Annotated in this window: 17 protein-coding genes and 1 CRISPR repeat array; of the genes, 5 read left to right on the top strand and 12 right to left on the bottom strand. The window is 36.6% G+C overall.

Annotated elements, in window-relative coordinates; genetic code table 11:
- Positions 1 to 40: 40 nt before the first annotated feature.
- The 4 genes from WJM97_RS23205 to WJM97_RS23190 form a co-directional block, all read right to left on the bottom strand.
- The gene (locus WJM97_RS23205; RefSeq protein ID WP_353933378.1) at positions 41 to 835 is read right to left on the bottom strand and encodes an Rpn family recombination-promoting nuclease/putative transposase; all 795 of its coding nucleotides are present in this window, start codon (positions 833 to 835) and stop codon (positions 41 to 43) included.
- 223 nt (positions 836 to 1,058) lie between these two features.
- Positions 1,059 to 1,733, bottom strand: a complete 675-nt coding sequence (locus WJM97_RS23200) for a hypothetical protein (RefSeq protein ID WP_353933377.1) — start codon at positions 1,731 to 1,733, stop codon at positions 1,059 to 1,061.
- Positions 1,723 to 1,887, bottom strand: a complete 165-nt coding sequence (locus tag WJM97_RS23195) for a hypothetical protein (protein ID WP_353933376.1) — start codon at positions 1,885 to 1,887, stop codon at positions 1,723 to 1,725. Before WJM97_RS23195 ends, WJM97_RS23200 begins: the two co-directional genes overlap by 11 nt.
- On the bottom strand, positions 1,880 to 2,104 hold the full coding sequence (locus WJM97_RS23190; protein WP_353933375.1) for a helix-turn-helix transcriptional regulator: 225 nt from the start codon (positions 2,102 to 2,104) through the stop codon (positions 1,880 to 1,882). Before WJM97_RS23190 ends, WJM97_RS23195 begins: the two co-directional genes overlap by 8 nt.
- Before the next feature lie 703 nt (positions 2,105 to 2,807).
- Between WJM97_RS23190 and dnaX the strand changes: the two genes are divergently transcribed.
- Together dnaX and holA are read left to right on the top strand one after the other, a co-directional pair.
- Entirely contained in the window at positions 2,808 to 4,358 is a 1,551-nt protein-coding gene (dnaX, locus tag WJM97_RS23185; RefSeq protein WP_353933374.1) for a DNA polymerase III subunit gamma/tau, read from the top strand.
- Positions 4,355 to 5,350 (top strand): DNA polymerase III subunit delta, encoded by a 996-nt coding sequence (gene holA, locus WJM97_RS23180; protein ID WP_353933373.1) that lies wholly within the window; start codon positions 4,355 to 4,357, stop codon positions 5,348 to 5,350. Before dnaX ends, holA begins: the two co-directional genes overlap by 4 nt.
- Before the next feature lie 405 nt (positions 5,351 to 5,755).
- Here the strand turns inward: holA and WJM97_RS23175 are convergent, their stop codons facing one another.
- From WJM97_RS23175 to cas2, 8 genes are all read right to left on the bottom strand, one after another.
- On the bottom strand, positions 5,756 to 6,928 hold the full coding sequence (locus WJM97_RS23175; RefSeq protein WP_353933372.1) for a type III-B CRISPR module-associated Cmr3 family protein: 1,173 nt from the start codon (positions 6,926 to 6,928) through the stop codon (positions 5,756 to 5,758).
- A 121-nt stretch (positions 6,929 to 7,049) separates the two neighbouring features.
- A complete protein-coding gene (locus WJM97_RS23170; RefSeq protein ID WP_353933371.1) occupies positions 7,050 to 8,837 on the bottom strand; it encodes a type III-B CRISPR-associated protein Cas10/Cmr2 in 1,788 nt (595 codons plus the stop codon).
- Between the two features lie 369 nt (positions 8,838 to 9,206).
- Positions 9,207 to 10,556: a ThiF family adenylyltransferase gene (locus WJM97_RS23165; protein WP_353933370.1), complete on the bottom strand. Its 1,350-nt coding sequence runs from the start codon at positions 10,554 to 10,556 to the stop codon at positions 9,207 to 9,209.
- A 304-nt stretch (positions 10,557 to 10,860) separates the two neighbouring features.
- Complete coding sequence (locus WJM97_RS23160; RefSeq protein WP_353933369.1) at positions 10,861 to 11,346, bottom strand: hypothetical protein; 486 nt, start codon at positions 11,344 to 11,346, stop codon at positions 10,861 to 10,863.
- Positions 11,347 to 11,440: 94 nt separating this feature from the next.
- The gene (locus WJM97_RS23155) at positions 11,441 to 11,638 is read right to left on the bottom strand and encodes a hypothetical protein (RefSeq protein ID WP_353933368.1); all 198 of its coding nucleotides are present in this window, start codon (positions 11,636 to 11,638) and stop codon (positions 11,441 to 11,443) included.
- Positions 11,639 to 11,793: 155 nt separating this feature from the next.
- A complete protein-coding gene (locus tag WJM97_RS23150) occupies positions 11,794 to 12,258 on the bottom strand; it encodes a hypothetical protein (RefSeq protein WP_353933367.1) in 465 nt (154 codons plus the stop codon).
- 125 nt (positions 12,259 to 12,383) lie between these two features.
- Positions 12,384 to 12,956: an NYN domain-containing protein gene (locus WJM97_RS23145; protein ID WP_353933366.1), complete on the bottom strand. Its 573-nt coding sequence runs from the start codon at positions 12,954 to 12,956 to the stop codon at positions 12,384 to 12,386.
- Between the two features lie 239 nt (positions 12,957 to 13,195).
- Positions 13,196 to 13,589: direct repeats of the CRISPR family, unit length 36 nt; unit sequence GTTTCCAACTAATCCGATTTGAGTTAATCGGTAAAG.
- Positions 13,590 to 13,796: 207 nt separating this feature from the next.
- Positions 13,797 to 14,072 (bottom strand): CRISPR-associated endonuclease Cas2, encoded by a 276-nt coding sequence (gene cas2 / locus WJM97_RS23140; protein WP_353933365.1) that lies wholly within the window; start codon positions 14,070 to 14,072, stop codon positions 13,797 to 13,799.
- 199 nt (positions 14,073 to 14,271) lie between these two features.
- Here cas2 and WJM97_RS23135 point away from each other — a divergent pair.
- From WJM97_RS23135 to WJM97_RS23125, 3 genes are all read left to right on the top strand, one after another.
- A protein-coding gene (locus tag WJM97_RS23135; protein ID WP_353933364.1) for an ISKra4 family transposase occupies positions 14,272 to 15,347 on the top strand; the annotation gives its coding sequence in 2 pieces (ribosomal slippage) (positions 14,272 to 14,427 and positions 14,430 to 15,347; 1,074 coding nt in all).
- A gap of 74 nt (positions 15,348 to 15,421) precedes the next feature.
- Complete coding sequence (locus tag WJM97_RS23130) at positions 15,422 to 15,832, top strand: transposase (protein ID WP_353933363.1); 411 nt, start codon at positions 15,422 to 15,424, stop codon at positions 15,830 to 15,832.
- A 67-nt stretch (positions 15,833 to 15,899) separates the two neighbouring features.
- On the top strand, positions 15,900 to 16,316 hold the full coding sequence (locus WJM97_RS23125; protein WP_353933362.1) for a hypothetical protein: 417 nt from the start codon (positions 15,900 to 15,902) through the stop codon (positions 16,314 to 16,316).
- Positions 16,317 to 16,410: the final 94 nt, after the last annotated feature.

The raw sequence follows: 16,410 nt of genomic DNA, 5'->3' as shown, positions 1-16,410 counted from the left end.
AGGTACAGTGTAGGTAGTTGGCGTTGGATACGATTTGTACTCAATTACCTGAGTTTTCTGCTTCTGTAGTTTGTAATTCTTGCACCTGTTCAACTGTTAAACCAGTTACTTTGGCAACTACTTCAATAGACATACCCTCCTTGAGCATATTGACAGCAACAAGTCGAACAGTTTCTGAGCGTCCTTCTTCTCGTCCTTCTTCCCGTCCTTCTTCTACCAATAATTGATAAGTGACTGACTCACGCATAATATCTCTCCGCAGCAAACGCTGAATCACTTCTTTTTCTAATACTAACCCAGCTAAGATAAATGCAGATGCCGCTAGGTTACTTTGCATCTGTTTGTCGGTGATGTTATCAATGACAGTTGCCACTTCCTGCAAAGTGTTGACTTTATTATCAGTGTTGCTTAAAACAGCAAAAGGCAATAAACCGGGGGTTTGCAAAAATGTTTCAGTCGGTTGTTCCCATAAGCGGATTACCTGGAAACGATGAAATGTTTCTTCTAAAGTAAATGTGGTTTGCTGAACCAGTTCTGAATCAGTCTTTTGCAAGTAAACTACTACTTGACGCATTTGCTTGTTAGGAAAGCGGCGATACCCCCGCAAACGGTAATCTGTCATGCGAAAAGGAATGTTCTTGTCTGGTTGAGTCTGAAACTCAATATGTAAGACTATTTCTGCTGATTGTCGAAGAATAAGAGCATCAGCGCGAATTGGTTCTAAGGATAGTTCTTTTGGACTTAACTCAGTTAGGACTATGGATTCACCTAATAACCAAGTAGCAAAGTCGCTAGAAAAGTTTTCTACAAGAAATTTACACAGATTGTCAAACATCAAATAATTTTACCAGAATTTTGGAGAAATTAAAAATGTGGTTTGAAAAACTTAAAACATCCTCCTAGATATCAGCAGATAAATCGCATATATGGCTAGACAGGACTAAATTTGATAGAGAAAAGGTGTGATTTCTGGTATCAGTAAATTTGGCTAAAAACGGTTGGATAAATCAGTCTATTTTACTTAAAACTTTATATGGTTAATGCTAACATCTGAATGCTTACAATTCTACACCCAAGACTTGCAAAATGTCTTTAACCGGTGCTTTCTGTTGTTCTAACTGCTCAACTCGATGTATGAACCGCTTAGGGATGTACTTAGAAGATTTGATCAAGCGATTGCCCTGAGTCCAAAACTCAAAATGATAATAAGCCTGTGGGTAATCTTTGCCATTTTTGCTGATCGTGCGCCAGTGGATGTTACCGCTACCCTCTCCTTTATGCCGTCGCATTTTACTAGGGCTGTCATTACTAGGGGAGAAGTCAGAATTACTAGGGCTTGATGGGATATCCCCTAGTAAATTACTAGGGCTTTGATTACTAGGGGAGAAGTCGGAATTACTAGGGTTTAATGAGATATCCCCTAGTAAATTACTAGGGCTTTGATTACTAGGGGTGACAGAAAAGCCTAAGATAAGTAGAATTTCTTTGACTGGACGTTTAGCAGCTTCAGCTTCTTGAATATCCCCCAGTAATTTTTTGGGTATATATCTGGTCTTTTTCTGACCGTTTTCTTTCCAGTGATAATAAGCCTGTTGGTAATCTTTACCATTTTTGGTGATGGTGCGCCAATAAATAAACCCATTACCATCACCCTTTCTTCGTCGCTTTTTACTAGGGCTGTTACTAGGAGATATCTGTGACTGTTCCCTATTTTTACTAGGGTTATCGTTCATATACTCTAGTAAAATGCCATAACCTGTGCATATTCAGGGGTTTGGCGATTCCCCCTGGCACTCTTTCAAAGGTGATTACATTGGTTAACAGCGATCGCTCTGGTTGATGAGCAATAACACAGGTGATAAAATTAATAGGTAAAAAGTTAATCATCCTCCTTGACTCTTTGCGCTTCAAACAAATCCTCAATAGTGCAATCTAGTGTTTTGCAAAGTTTGGCCAGTTTAACGAAGGTTTCTATCCCTCCTCGCTCTCGCTCCCAGTTACGCACAGTTGAAGGATCAACTCCAACTAAATCAGCTAGTTGGCGCTGAGTTAGATTTTTTTGTTTTCGCAGTTGCGCGACTTTTGAGATGTAAATGTTTTTCATAAATTAATTGCTATCATTAATATAGCATGAGATTATTAACGCTAGTTAGTTAACACTGCCAAAAATTGAACAGACAAAAGGCAACCATAAACCCCTTGATATCATGTTTGTTGCCAGAAAGACCGCATATTAAGGCTATAGGGGATAAAGAAAGTTGAAAAGAGAAAAGTAGATTAAATTGTCAAATTCTTTGTTAAACTTCTTTATCAGTAAAGTTGACTAAGTTTAATTAGGTTTAAATAATACAGCAGATTTGAGGTAAATGAGTTACAAATTTTATTAACAAAGATTTATGCTAAAATATTTTATACTTGTTTTATGTTAAAAGTTCTCTATTCCTGATTGTATCAATTCTGTACGAATTATTTTTACTATTTTGTCAGCTAAAATCTCATATAAGATTCGATTCGATTTGATATTGAATTTATAACAAAATATGTTAAAAAATAGACAATTAACAATTGAGTTTTCCTGAAAATAAGACGGTTGAAAAGCATAAGAAATTTATTTTCTCTCTTAAAAGGGAATGTATTAAACATTGAAATCAACAATTGTTAACTGATAAATTAATAAATTACATTAGTTGAAACAACTTTATCAACTTTTTTCTGTACCTCATTAATCGCAAATAATCTATAAATTTCAACTAATATCCTATCCCCTTAACAGGGGCAAGGGCGACGAATTAAGATGAATAAATCCTATGTCTACAGTCGCCCTACATCAAAAATATCGTCCCCAAACTTTAGCAGAATTAGTGGGACAACCTTACATCAAAACTGCTTTAACTAATGCTGTCAAACACTCACAAATTGCCCCAGCTTATTTGTTCACAGGTTCTAGAGGTACTGGTAAAACTTCGACTGCACGCATATTTGCTAAATCTCTCAATTGTCTCAACAGCAAAAAACCAACTGATAAACCTTGTGGAATTTGTCAATCTTGTCGTTCAATTGAAACTAGCAATAGTCTAGACGTGAGTGAAATTGATGCTGCTTCTAATAATGGTGTAGATGATGCTCGTGCTTTAATTGAACGCTGTACTTTAGCACCAGTCGCAGGACGTTATCGAATTTTTATTCTTGATGAATCGCATCAACTCACAACCCAGTCCCAAAATGCTTTACTCAAATGTATTGAAGAACCGCCTCCTCATGTGGTTTTCATTCTTTGCACCACAGAACAGCACAAGGTTTTACCTACTATTATCAGCCGTTGTCAGGTGTTTAATTTCCGCACTTTATCAATTAAAACTATTGTGCAGCATCTCCGTATTATAGCAGATGCGGAATCTATTGCTGTTGATGATGAGGGGTTAAGTGCGATCGCTCGACTCAGTGATGGTGGTTTACGAGATGCGCTGCAATTACTCGGTCAAGCTGGTCTTTTGCATACAGATATCACTGCCCATCATATCATGGAAATTGCTGGGGGTGTGACAGAAGCCGAGTTAATGGCTATTTTACAGGCTATCTCTACTAACAACACTTTTAATTTGCTGCAAGTTGCTAGAGAATTGGTAGACTCTGGGAAAACGCCCAAATTGATTATCTCAAATTTACTGCAAACATATCGAGATTTGTTGATTATCAAATCTGCACCGAAGGAACAAACTTTATTAACTGGTTGTGTCAATTATACCCAACTCAAAGCTTTTGCTAAACACTGGAATTTTGAGACTCTGAATTTGTCTTTAGCGGAGTTACAAAAAGCTGAAAATTATCTGCGGTATACGGTAAATGCGGGCGTGTGGCTGGAGGTTTGTTTACTCAATTTATTGCCTGGTTTATTGGCTGTGGAGACAACGAAAACCAATGTTAAACCAGGGCATGATAACAAATTGTTACCAACATTCGGTACGTACACCGTCAACAAGAGAAGTGAGAAACCTGGAGATGGGGGTGAGGATAGTTTGTTACCAGCAGTTGTCACCAATACTGCTAATACTACTGACCTACTTAATAGCGATAACACTGCTAATTTGGCGCAAATTTGGCAACAGGTGATGGATAAGGCTAAACCCAATCATCAAAAGCTGTTGGCTCATGGTCATTTGGTGAAATTGCAAGGGTCTAAGGCAATTTTAGAGGTGACACCAGCTTATCAGAAAAAGTTTGAGAGTGGTAAAGAGGCGATAGCGAAGCGCTCCGTAGGAATCGCTAAAATGCTGCAACGAGCTACTCAAAGTCCAAAACCCCTGACTGTGTTGATTAAAACTGCCAATCTCAGTAATAATGGGAGGGTCAGAGGATGATTGTTTTGCTAACTGGTGATGACGAATACGCGATTCAGTCACAGCTAAACCAGTACAAAGCAGAGATTGATTTTCAATGGCTGAGTTTATCTTATCACCGATTTTCAGATAATCAGCTTGATAAGGCTTTGAGTGTGGCTCGTACTCGTTCCCTGACTGATGGTAAAAAACTGGTAATTGTGGAAAATTGCCACCTCAAGCAGTGGGGTGATCCTGAGTTGGCAACTTTGCAACAGTTGGTGCAATTGCCTAATTCAACAATTTTGGTGTTTGTGGCTAATAATGTGGATAAGCGGCTAAAGGTTTACAAACATTTGGTTAAGTATGCCAAGTTGTTAGAGTTTTCGTTGATACCACCTTGGCGGTATGATTTGATTGAACAGGCGATAGTTTCTCTTGCTGTAAAACTCTACACGAACCCCACTGATAATGCTGTTACAGCTAAGAAAATTAAACTGCTGTTGTCAGAGGATGCGGTGACATATTTAGCACAAGCTATTGGTAATGATATGACTCGTGCAGCTTCTGAGTTACGCAAATTGTCTATTTATGCTCAGGGTAGAAAATTGGAGCTTGGGGAGGTACAGGAGTTAGTGCCATGTCAAACTCAGAATAGCCTACAATTGGCTGCGGCTATGCGTGAAGGAAAAAGCCATAAAGTTTTGCAATTGTTGGATGATTTACTGTCTCGTTCTGAGCCTTTTATGGTGATTATCAGCACTCTTTTAACGCAGTTTAGAACTTGGTTATGGGTGAAGTCTGCCATTGTTTCTGGGGTGAAGAAGGATGGTGAATTAGCTCAAGTTTGTAATATCAGTAATCCTCATCGTATTTACTATTTGCGTCAGGAGGTAGCAAATACAAATATCAATGCTTTGGCTGGGGCGGTAACGATGATTTTGGATTTGGAGATGTCTATTAAGAGGGGTGCTGATGGTAGGGATTTGTTGGTGGTGATTCTTGGTGTTTGTAGGTTGTTTCAGGTAGTTTAATTAGGAGGATGTTGAGGGATAATTTTGGATTTTGGGGTGAGTGATCAATTTAATAGACATCAAGTGTAAAAAATGTAGAGATGAGAATACCTTAGTCTAAACTCCAGTTACTAAGTAAGTCGGCTCGAAAAAACCAAGGTATGTAACAAAATGTAAAATCGCTGAAAGTCTCTTCCCTTGCCATGACGACAATTTTCAACGCCTACCTACTTAGCATTTAAGTAGGTGGGCGAAAAAATTTACAGCTATGTAACGAAAAGTAAGTTCAGTGTTGACCTTATCAATAGGTTATTTCACCGTTTTTACAAAACTAAACATATATCGGTTTTATCCTGCCTACCTACTTAGTATAAGATTTTTGATACATTGATATTTCTCCTATTTCATACAAAGGTTAAAAGGTTTTTAGCTATTTGAACTACAAACATTTTCTAAAGGTAAAGCTAAACCACAACCCCACCGTTTTAATGATGGTCCCTCTTTGGGAAACCAGTCCTCTGGCCATTCTTGCCAAGATTGGTTAATTTCTGTTTCTAAAACATACACTGTTCCCGCAGGTACAGCATACCTTCCACGAGATAATAATTTAGGAGTATGGGGTTTATGTTGGGGTTGATTTTGATTATTTTGATTGTTTCCTAAACGATAACGAAAAGGTATAGCACGTTCTGTCATTAAAGTTTCCACATGCCAATTTGTGATTTCGGTTTTTTCAGGATCTTCTTGTTGATATTTTTCAAGATTACCTGTTTCTAAATTAATAGGTTGTCTTTGAGATAAACGGTTAGAACCCCAGACTCCAGGAGTGATTAAAGCAAAGTTTTTTCCTACTGGTTGATTTAGTAATTCTTGAGTTTCTGTAGATAATGGTTCACAGGTAATTTCTACTATGTGACTTTCTCCTCCAAAGCGATACCAACCGTCTTTTATAGGTGTGTTGGATAGGTAAATTAAACAAATATCTGGAGCTAATTGTACGGCATTTTCTAAAAATAAACTACCCTGTGATACATCTTTATTAACTGTGCGTTGTTCTGTATCCATTCTGGGGTGTAAATGGGGTAAAAATCGCCAAGGTTCATAATTATTGCTGTGGTTATTATCATCATCATCTTCTTCTGATTTCATCCACACTGTTTTATTTAACCAGTTGAAATTATGCCAATCACTAATATTTGTCCATGTACCTTTAGGAAATTTCCCTGTGATTTGTTCACCTTGTTGGTTTAACCATTCTGTACCATTCCAGGTTAATAAATCACTAATTTGATTTGTTCCTTTTTTCACTAAACAGTTAAAAGGTGTGGGAACATAAAAATTTTGAGGTTTGTTATTTTCTGCCCAAAATGGTCCAGCAAGATGCAGTAAATTTAGATTAAAGGTATCTTGATTTTGTTGATGGTAATATGCAAAGACACCGGATAATACTGCACTACTGGGAGGAAAGCTAGTTCCTGAACGTCCTACTAAATTTTCTGGCGAAAGAAATTTACCTGCACTACCATATAAAAAACCTAAAGGTTGAATGATAATGAGATGGGTAAACTTTACAGATTTATTTTTTATGATTATTGACATATATTAAAAGACAGAAAGCTAGGGTAAAATATTGATTCTTCTTCCTAAAACGAAAAGACTTTGTAACTCACGCTTCTTGGGAACGGCTATAAACAGGTTCATGAGGTTATAAACATATTTACTACGAGCATAAATGAAATCCTATTTTAGCAAGATTAATTACCCAATTATTGATAGCTTGATTAATTTTTTGTTGATCTAATTGGTTGGTGGTATTATCTATAGTGTAGTTTGTGCGATCGCCTAAAATTCCTCCTGTTTCTAAAATTTCATCTTTATTTAGTTTATTCCACCAGTTATTTTCATCTCTAATCTTTTCTGCATAACTGGGAAAATAGATATCTATTAAAGCTAATGCTATCTCTCTACTTTCCTTTTTAGTTTTACCGAAAGCATGACGAGATTCTAAAGTTGCAATATCATTATAGATATGTGTCCAGTTGGGTTTTGCTAGACGGCGTTTGTGAATCAAGGAATAAAAATACAAATCTAATAATTGTAAATATTCTTCATGCAATAGTTTAGCAATAGCTAACAAATATAAAACATACCAAAAATCAGCAAAATTGGGTTGCGTTTTATTCCTGTCTTCATAACTATTTAATATTTCCAAAAACTCCCAAGGACAAACCCATTCTATATAATTACCATTGTTAAATAAAACTCTCATGGCTATTCTATCTCGTCCATGACTTTTGGCTGATTTTTCCGCTTCTCGACAATGTTGTAAAACGTCTCTTTGGGGAACACCTGCACCAGTCCACACAAAACCCACACTAGCACAGATATCTTTTTTTTCGGGTTTGTGCCAATAATCTTCTTTAAATTTAATAAATTCCTGAATACATAAATAAGGATTTAATTGTTTTCCTGTTTTGATATCATAGAAAATCCCAAAAAAATCATCACCACCTGCATAAACTACCCGACAATTTTCGGGAGGATCATCTTTAAAATTTTTACCCCAGTGTCGCATTGTTTCACTAAATTCTTTGGTTTTATCTGGATATTTTTTTAAAAACTTTCCTGCTTCATCACCATCACCCATAAACCAACCAGTCCAATAGTTATTTTCATGGCGGTTTAATTCTTTAAATGTATCAATATTCAAGTCTTTTGCTAACTGCTGAATATCCTTAAATAATTCATAAAAATCATTTTCTGTGTGTAGAAAGTATTTTTTTACTTTCTCAATTAATCTGTTAGAAACATCCTGATGAGTAATTATTCTTTTCACTAATTCTGGTAAACTTAATTCTTCTCTGCTATCAATAAATGATTCTCCAAATTTTTGTTGAATTGCCTGATAAAATTGACCAATTGATGCTTTTTGTTCTTGATAATTATATTGTCGTGGATCTGCTATTTGATCCATTTGTGGATAGGCGATCGCATCAGCACCAGAAAGAGTAGAACTTTCACCTTGCCAGTTAATACCTGTCCAATCTCTTTGATATTTACAGTTATTTAATAATTGACGTGCTTCGTCTATTGTACTATTTTCCTTTTGTACCCAGAAAAATTCCCAAGTGTGATTAATCCAGAGTTGCCAAACCCGATTCCAAAGTTTATAATTACGTGGGATTTGATAACAGTCTTCTAACCATTCTTGACAGGCTTTTGTCACACATTTCCAAGCTAGATTTAAAGTATTTCTAGCAGCATTTTCAGGAAAATCACCATCTATAATAATTTGGTTTGGTGTACCTTGAATAACGTTAATTAAAGCAGGTGAAATTACCTGACATTGATATTGTACTTCGGCGGTTTTACATAGCATCCAAGCTAGATAAGAAATGAGAAATGAACTACCATATAAATCGCGGAGTTTGCGGGATTTTTCAATAAAACCTTGCACCGGTGCAAAGGTAATAACAGTAATCTTGGCGTATTTTTTGGGCTTTTCCATTAATAGATTTTACCTCTAGGTTGCCTGTGATTATTTATGAAACATAATATCTTTTTAGGATGTATAAAAAGTATATCTTTGGTATTTTTTTAGATTTATGATGTAAAACTTCACACAAATAATTGTAGGTTGGGTTGAGGACACGAAACCCAACACCAGCATAATTTTAAGTATAATTTTCAAGATGTTGAGTTTCCCTATTGATAATTAAAACACCAGGAGGAAAAGGCATTTTCCTGGGAAAAAAGATCCCCGACTTCTTTGATAAATTAATCATTGATTTTGAAGGTTGAAAATAGAAGTCGGGGATCTAAATACTATTTTCTTACCCCTTGCCTTTTGCCTTACTGGATATAATTTACCCATTACTTAACTACAAAAATAACAATCATCGTTGTGTAAATACTCAGTATCGGTTTTGCGCCATTCGCTACCAGGAAAGTCATAAATCCAGTCAATACCAGAATCTACATTCATAAAACCGCTTACCATACCATGAATAATACCTACAGCCGTACTAGCACAAATACTATTTAACCAGAATACAGCCGGATCATTTACACCTTCTAAATAACCTGCACTAGCAGCTATATTATGAATTTCATTAGGTGCAGATTCTAAAGCAGCGCGTTGTAAGTTAATAATGTTACCGCACATTAAGCACCAACCACCACCTAAAGGGGGAATGGTAATTCTGCAATACATTCGCGGAGTATTGTCTGATTTTACATCAATATGAGTACCCAAACATACAAAGGGACGCATATATTTTAATGCTATTTCTTGGGCAGTTTTCCGGGAAAGGTGGTTATCTGTAGCCACAACAATTAAATCACAACTGGCTATTTCTTGTTGAGCTAATTCTGTTTCAATGGTTGCAGAGATGGTTTTTACCGATGAACCTTGGGGATAGATTTTTTTAATCAAATGTTTCACATAATGGACTTTATACCATTGTTGTTGTACCATTTCTGGTGTTGCCCCTGGCATTCGATTTAGGTTGACGGTTTCTAATTTATCTGGGTCAATTAATACCCAATTTTTGACACCTAATCTTCCTAATAATTCAGTAAATATTGCACCAATACCACCACAACCAATTAATCCTAATTTTAATTGATTGAGAAGTTTTTGATTACCTTCACCAAATATTTTTTGACGGTTAAACATCAAGTCATCAATCAAATTATTATCTGTGTTTTTGGGATGATAAGCAATATCAAATAATAAATTACAGAATTTTAACTCTTGAAATTTTCTGCCTTTTTTATCCCAGATGCGGAATTGATAAGATTGTAAATTTTGATCAAATACTCCAGAAATTAACCGATGTTTTTTACTGAAATTAGAGGAAATAAATTGAGCATATTCTGATTCATGTCTATCATCAACATAAGAGAAATCTGGTATACCATAACCGACATGAGTATGAATGTGAACTATATCTAATTCTGGTTCTAAATGGTTTTCTAACAGATAGGTATGAAAATCCTGTTTTAATACTAATCCGCTAGAGGTTTGATATTCATAACAGTCAGCGCTGGGAACTACCCAAGTTTTGGGAATGTAGCGGGTTTCATGCTTGGATATTTGTTGTCTTTGACAGAAAATGACACAAAATACTTCTTCATTACCTCGACGAGATTTTAAGAGATAATCTTTAATTTCTGCCCACATTTGGGGTGGGATATGTAGGGAGTTTTTGGTGGTGGTTTTCATGTTTTTAGATTGTGTTTTATGTGGAGAAAAAGATCCCCGACTTATTTGATAAATTAATCATTGGTTTTGAAGGTTGAAAATAGAAGTTGGGGATCTGGTAAGTTGGAGAAAAAGATCCCCGACTTATTTGATAAATTAATCATTGGTTTTGAAGGTTGAAAATAGAAGTTGGGGATCTGGTAAGTTGGAGAAAAAGATCCCCGACTTCTTTGATAAATTAATCATTGGTTTTGAAGATTGAAAATAGAAGTTGGGGATCTAAATACTATTTTCTTACCTCTTGCCTCTTGCCTTTTGCCTTCACTTAATTCTCACTATTAATAGCGTGACGGGCGGTAACAAATAAGGTGGCTAAATTATGCCCTTTTTCTACATTATTACTAGGTCGCCAAGAGTTTAACCACACATCATGATTAAATCCACCACCTAACCCTACACAGTACCAATACCATCCTTCTTCACTTAAAAATGGTGCGCCATAATAGCTTTGTCTGGTGAAGTGATGATCTCCTTCACCTACCGTACTCCAAGGATAGTTAAGATAACAACCAATAGGAGGAAGACGGGGGTATTCTGGTGGTAATAAAAACAGAATATCAGTATTAGAAACTTTGAATTTTTTGGAAGATAATGGCATTCCTTTAATGAGGATGGCTGTATATTTGATATTGCCAATAGTTTTACAACCAACGATGGCATTTTTGGCGACTCTTTCTAATATTTTGAGTTCTTCAATAATTCTATCACTAGGTAAAAATCCTAGTTTATCTTCGTTAATGATTATTGCCATGATTTTAGATTTTTTGATGTGGAAATGATTCAAAAAAGAAAAAAATGAATCTGAAAATTGACTAAAATTATTTTACCTTTTGCCTCTTGCCTTTTTACCCTTTGACAATTTTGGGAACTGACCAAACTTTTGATCCTTCCTTTAGTGCTTCATTATTATTCAAAGGACGAGTACCAGAAAAACCTTCTTCCATAACATCATCTTGACCGATTTCTGGTAGTCTTCTTCTTAAATCTTCTACGGTTGCACCTTCAGGAAGGTCTACTAATTTACCATTAACTATTGCTCTCATCGCTTTACCTTTTTGTTTTTTGTTGATGTTTAATGACTGATTTAATGATATGATTGTAGTAATTCAAGTTAGGACATAATTAGTCCTAAAAACCTAATAATAACTAGGTTTTAACTCTTACCTTTTGCCTCTTGCCTTTTGCCTCTTGCCTCTCCCTAAACAATCAACATCATATTAATTTGAGATCGTCTAAAATTGCGGTGTTTTGAGTTGTCTTGTTGATGGTTAGTAAAAATTAACCACAAGCTAACTAAACCAATAATGGTGATCAATTTAAAAATCATTAATTGTTTGGCTTGTTTCTGGGTTTGTGTTTCTAAATCGGTAATTTTTTGATCTATTTCTTGCAGGTGGGTTTTGACAGTGTTTACTTCTTGTCTGACTTGTCTCAAGGAAGTAGAAGTGTTATTTATCTCCAGGTAAGCTTTTTGCAGATAGGTGGTAACTGTGGTTACTTCTTGGTTGACTTTTTGGAAGTATTGGCTGTAGTTTTGTTTATTTATTTCTGTGACTTGTGTTTCTAGGTTGTCACAGCGATATGTAATATTAGTGGTGATGTCTGTCAGTTCTTGTAACTGTTGCAGTTCTTCACTAATTAATTTACCGTTGATGGTTTTCATGAATATTTCTTGTGGTAAATAAGTCGGCTAAAAAAACCCAGGTATGTAAAAAATCTAAAATCTCTGAAAGTTTTTTCACTCTTGCCTTTTGCCCCTTGACTTTTGCCTTGATACCAGTGTATTTTTTAATCAAAAATGTTGTTATGTCCTATGCGATGGTAATTTTGGTTAACATCATGTTGATCAAATTGATCAAAAACTTCGGTTAAGTCAACAATGCTATTAGCGGCGTTTTTTAATTCACTACCTAATGATTGTTCTACGGAAGCTACTTCTACTCTGATTCCTCTCCTTCTGAGTTTTTCGGCTAAATATGCAAAATCAGAGTCGCCGGTGACTAATACAACGATGTCTGGTTTAACTTCTAATGCTAGTTCTATGGCATCCATCGCCATGACAACATCAACGTTATTTTCATAGTCATCACCTTTGGCTTTTCCTTCTTTAGCTACTACTAAAAAGCCGTTACTTTTTGCCCAATATATAAATCTTTCTTTGGCTTTTCTTTGTTCTTCAAATCTATCTTTTGCTGGTGGTAAGCCTAAATAAATGACTATTTCTATTAGTTCTCTCCCTTCTTTGGGATCTGCTAAATAGTCTCTGAGTTTGTGCCAGTTGATTTTGCGGTTAAAGTTTTGAGCAGCCATGAAAGCGTTATCGCCATCTGCGAGTATCATGACTCGGCGTGGATTCATCATACATTTTTACTGTTGATTTTGGGTGTTTGGTTTTGTTTATTGCTATGTTTATTATTAAAGCTGTAGGTTGAAAAGGCGTTTTCCTTTGGTTTGGGTTTTGGGTAAAACTCTTGTGTTGTAGGGTTTTTGATGAGATGGTTTTTTTGGGCGATCGCTATCTGGTTAATTTTTTAAATATTCACACCTGCATAAATGTAGGGGTTTAGCACTGCTAAACCCTTACTCGAGCATGATTTAGGGTTTCCAACTAATCCGATTTGAGGTAATCGGTAAAGCCGAAAATTCAATAGCAAACGGAGGAACAAGCAAGGTTTCCAACTAATCCGATTTGAGTTAATCGGTAAAGTTTTTTTAAGGAGACCGTCGTGACTAATTCTGACCAAGTTTCCAACTAATCCGATTTGAGTTAATCGGTAAAGACGAAAAAGAATCTGCGTTTGATTTTGTAATAAAGAGTTTCCAACTAATCCGATTTGAGTTAATCGGTAAAGGTATTTATGAGCAACACTACTGAAGTTAAGACTGTAGGTTTCCAACTAATCCGATTTGAGTTAATCGGTAAAGGCCGCAGCCATAGCCGTCGCCGGAAACAAAAAGGTTTCCAACTAATCCGATTTGAGTTAATCGGTAAAGAGTTCGTCTAGGAAGCCTTACCCAGTAAAGGTTTCAGCCGCCGATTCGACGCATCTCCAAAAAACATCATATATCTTGAACAAAATTGACCAAAACACATACCTAAAACCCGCTCCCAGTAAGCAATCGACGCATCTCAACGAAAAATATAGGGTTTCAGGGATTTGGCGAGATGCGTCGAAGATGATGATACAAAATCCGTCAAACCTAGATAACGTAATACTTTGGCGGTGGTTGGGGAGATTCGCCACCGATAGTTAACACCCTACTAACAGCCTCCTGAGATATCCAATAAAACCGCACATTATCTTCAGCAGGTTTAACCAGCTTTTTCACCCGTTCATAAAGTTCTCCCATTTCATCTAAATTAAGGAAACATTCAAACACAGAAAACTGTACTCGGCGGCCATAACCTTCTAAAAAATTAGATAACTTAGTCCGCCTTTTATCATTAGGAATATCATACACTACTAGAACTAACATTTATGTGGCTCTTAAAAAAGATTCATAAATAATTCCCGATAATAAAAATCGTTTGTATCGGGAGCATCCCAATTTTGCAAAAAGATAGGGAGAAGGCAAGAATATTCGCGAGTTTGTCTCGCGAATAAAGTGGGGGACTGTACATGAACACAAAAATTCGCGACAATTGAAAAGTGTTCCATCCCTATGAGAAAGGCCAATGACCCCAGAAGAAAAAAAAGAACTAGATGCACACGTAAAAGCCATCGCCAAAATCCTGTATAAAAACACGCCACCAGAAAAAATAGAAACCTTTGAAGGAATCGAAACAGCCGTCAGAGACCAAGTATTAGAACACGTCAGCCCGAAAATAGCCTTTTTTTTGTCGGAGAAAAGACGGGAACAACAAGAGGACGCAGCCGAACCATAAGAAGTTGTCTGGGGAAAATAATCATCACCAAACAACAAGCCGCAAGAATGGGAATTGAGCCATATAGAAGGTTTAGCCCATTACTAGAAAAGTGCTGTTTATTACTAGCAGCCAACGAATCATTCCAAAATGCAGAACAAGACCTCAAGGTAATGACCGGAATAGAAGTAGGTCATAGCACCTATCATCGTCAAGTGCAGAAATTGGATACATCCCCACCGAATGTCAAACAGAAATTAACAGAAGTCTGTCTAGATGGCGGAAAAGTCAGAATCCGCTCACAAGAGAAAGGAAAACCTGCGTACTGGAAAGAGTATAAAACGGGCAGATTACAGGGAATATATTACGGAGCATTCTTTCAGGATAATCTCTCCCTCACCAATTGGGTTAATAGTCAAAACATCGCAAAAACACTTTACTGTTTAGGAGATGGACATGATGGTATTTGGAATTTATTTGCAGAAATAGCCGACACCGATAGAAGACAAGAAATTTTAGACTGGTATCATTTGAAAGAAAACCTGTATAAAATACAAGCCACAAAAAAATTCTTAGTAGATATTGAAGCCGAACTGTGGCACGGACAAGTAGAAGCAGCAATCACCAAGCTGAACAAATGTAAATATGTGGGAGCAACCCAGTTCATCAACTATCTACGTAAACACCGAAGTAGATTAGTAAACTATATGTACTTCCAAGCGGAACAATTAAGCTCCATTGGTTCTGGAGCAGTGGAGTCAGCAGTGAAACAAATAGATAAACGACTGAAAATTGTGGGAGCGCAGTGGAAGTACGAAAATATACCATCAATCTTGTCTCTGCGTTGTTCCTACCTCAATGGTTTCCTAGCACCCGCCTGGGGATAGGTACTTAATCGCACAATCTCTGTTCACTCTGCGCTTCGCGAGTTATGATCGCGAATAGATTTGTGTGTCTGTGTATGCCAAGACCAAAAATAAACGATACTGAACAAGATAAAATTGCTCGATTTGAGAGGATAAGCAAAGCAATTACAGCTTTGGAAAAACAACAAGCACAGATATTAAAGCAGGGAACACTTGCTCCCCCAGGAGCTTGGGTAGCTCGTTACCAAGTCCGTCAAAACCTGAAGAAATACTGGTACTACAAATTACAAGCGTCTGCTCCTTGCTTCCAGAGCGCCACATCTTCAAAACTGAGTAAATATAAACATTTAGGCAAAGCTGGTACTACTGAGCATATTGATGCTGTGATGTCGGTTTTTCGACGCTCTGTTTGGGAAGAATTACAGAGAATCATTGATACTCTGGATGAGTGTCTTCTCGATATTCGTTCTGGGTTGGAACAGGAGGAGGAAGAGTCGCAAGATTAAGTCCCCCTGTTTATTCGCGAGAATTAATCGCGAATTCTTTTTCTCTCTCTATTTTTGCAAAATTGGGATGCTCCCAGAAGATGCAGCTTTAGCCATAGAATTTTGTACTAACAATCCTGTTCGCATAGGAAATCCACCAAAACTATGTAACTCATCTCAAGTTACAAATTATCAAGCTGTTGGTTATATTAATAACCAAGGAAAACCGAAAAATATTACCGCAGGTGATGTTGCAGACATGACAGCAGATGAATACAGAAATGGTGGTAATTTAACTTCAGAAAGTGTCATATCTTCAGCACAAAATATTTTACTGGCGGATGCTAGTGGTTCTTTTCTCCAAGCTCGCAGAATACCCGCTTTTAACTTAATTATCCGTCATAAAAGAACCGGAAAACTCACTATAGTTAGACAAGTAAATGCGAATGCTTTTTGTCGTGATGTTCTCAACTCTTTCTTAAATGGTAGAGTAAGGAGAGCTTAAAATAATAACGCCTTAAAAAATCGCCTCTCCTTCAAGGAGAGGTAAAAGCGTAAGAAGTTAGTATTCAGAATATTTGATGAATCGGTGATTATCA

Source organism: Okeanomitos corallinicola TIOX110 (assembly GCF_038050375.1).
In the GTDB taxonomy this organism is placed as follows: domain Bacteria; phylum Cyanobacteriota; class Cyanobacteriia; order Cyanobacteriales; family Nostocaceae; genus Okeanomitos; species Okeanomitos corallinicola.
Note: the sequence above shows the minus strand (reverse complement) of the source record. Positions and strands in the feature narration are given on the sequence as shown.

Coding starts and splice junctions, on each gene's coding strand:
- WJM97_RS23125 (WP_353933362.1), top strand. CDS start 15,900: ATGCTCCCAGAAGATGCAGCTTTAGCCATAGAATTTTGTACTAACAAT.
- WJM97_RS23200 (WP_353933377.1), bottom strand. CDS start 1,733: ATGAACGATAACCCTAGTAAAAATAGGGAACAGTCACAGATATCTCCT.
- WJM97_RS23155 (WP_353933368.1), bottom strand. CDS start 11,638: ATGAGAGCAATAGTTAATGGTAAATTAGTAGACCTTCCTGAAGGTGCA.
- WJM97_RS23165 (WP_353933370.1), bottom strand. CDS start 10,556: ATGAAAACCACCACCAAAAACTCCCTACATATCCCACCCCAAATGTGG.
- WJM97_RS23130 (WP_353933363.1), top strand. CDS start 15,422: ATGCCAAGACCAAAAATAAACGATACTGAACAAGATAAAATTGCTCGA.
- cas2 (WP_353933365.1), bottom strand. CDS start 14,072: ATGTTAGTTCTAGTAGTGTATGATATTCCTAATGATAAAAGGCGGACT.
- WJM97_RS23175 (WP_353933372.1), bottom strand. CDS start 6,928: ATGTCAATAATCATAAAAAATAAATCTGTAAAGTTTACCCATCTCATT.
- WJM97_RS23170 (WP_353933371.1), bottom strand. CDS start 8,837: ATGGAAAAGCCCAAAAAATACGCCAAGATTACTGTTATTACCTTTGCA.
- WJM97_RS23190 (WP_353933375.1), bottom strand. CDS start 2,104: ATGAAAAACATTTACATCTCAAAAGTCGCGCAACTGCGAAAACAAAAA.
- WJM97_RS23145 (WP_353933366.1), bottom strand. CDS start 12,956: ATGATGAATCCACGCCGAGTCATGATACTCGCAGATGGCGATAACGCT.
- WJM97_RS23150 (WP_353933367.1), bottom strand. CDS start 12,258: ATGAAAACCATCAACGGTAAATTAATTAGTGAAGAACTGCAACAGTTA.
- dnaX (WP_353933374.1), top strand. CDS start 2,808: ATGTCTACAGTCGCCCTACATCAAAAATATCGTCCCCAAACTTTAGCA.
- WJM97_RS23195 (WP_353933376.1), bottom strand. CDS start 1,887: ATGATTAACTTTTTACCTATTAATTTTATCACCTGTGTTATTGCTCAT.
- WJM97_RS23160 (WP_353933369.1), bottom strand. CDS start 11,346: ATGGCAATAATCATTAACGAAGATAAACTAGGATTTTTACCTAGTGAT.
- holA (WP_353933373.1), top strand. CDS start 4,355: ATGATTGTTTTGCTAACTGGTGATGACGAATACGCGATTCAGTCACAG.
- WJM97_RS23205 (WP_353933378.1), bottom strand. CDS start 835: ATGTTTGACAATCTGTGTAAATTTCTTGTAGAAAACTTTTCTAGCGAC.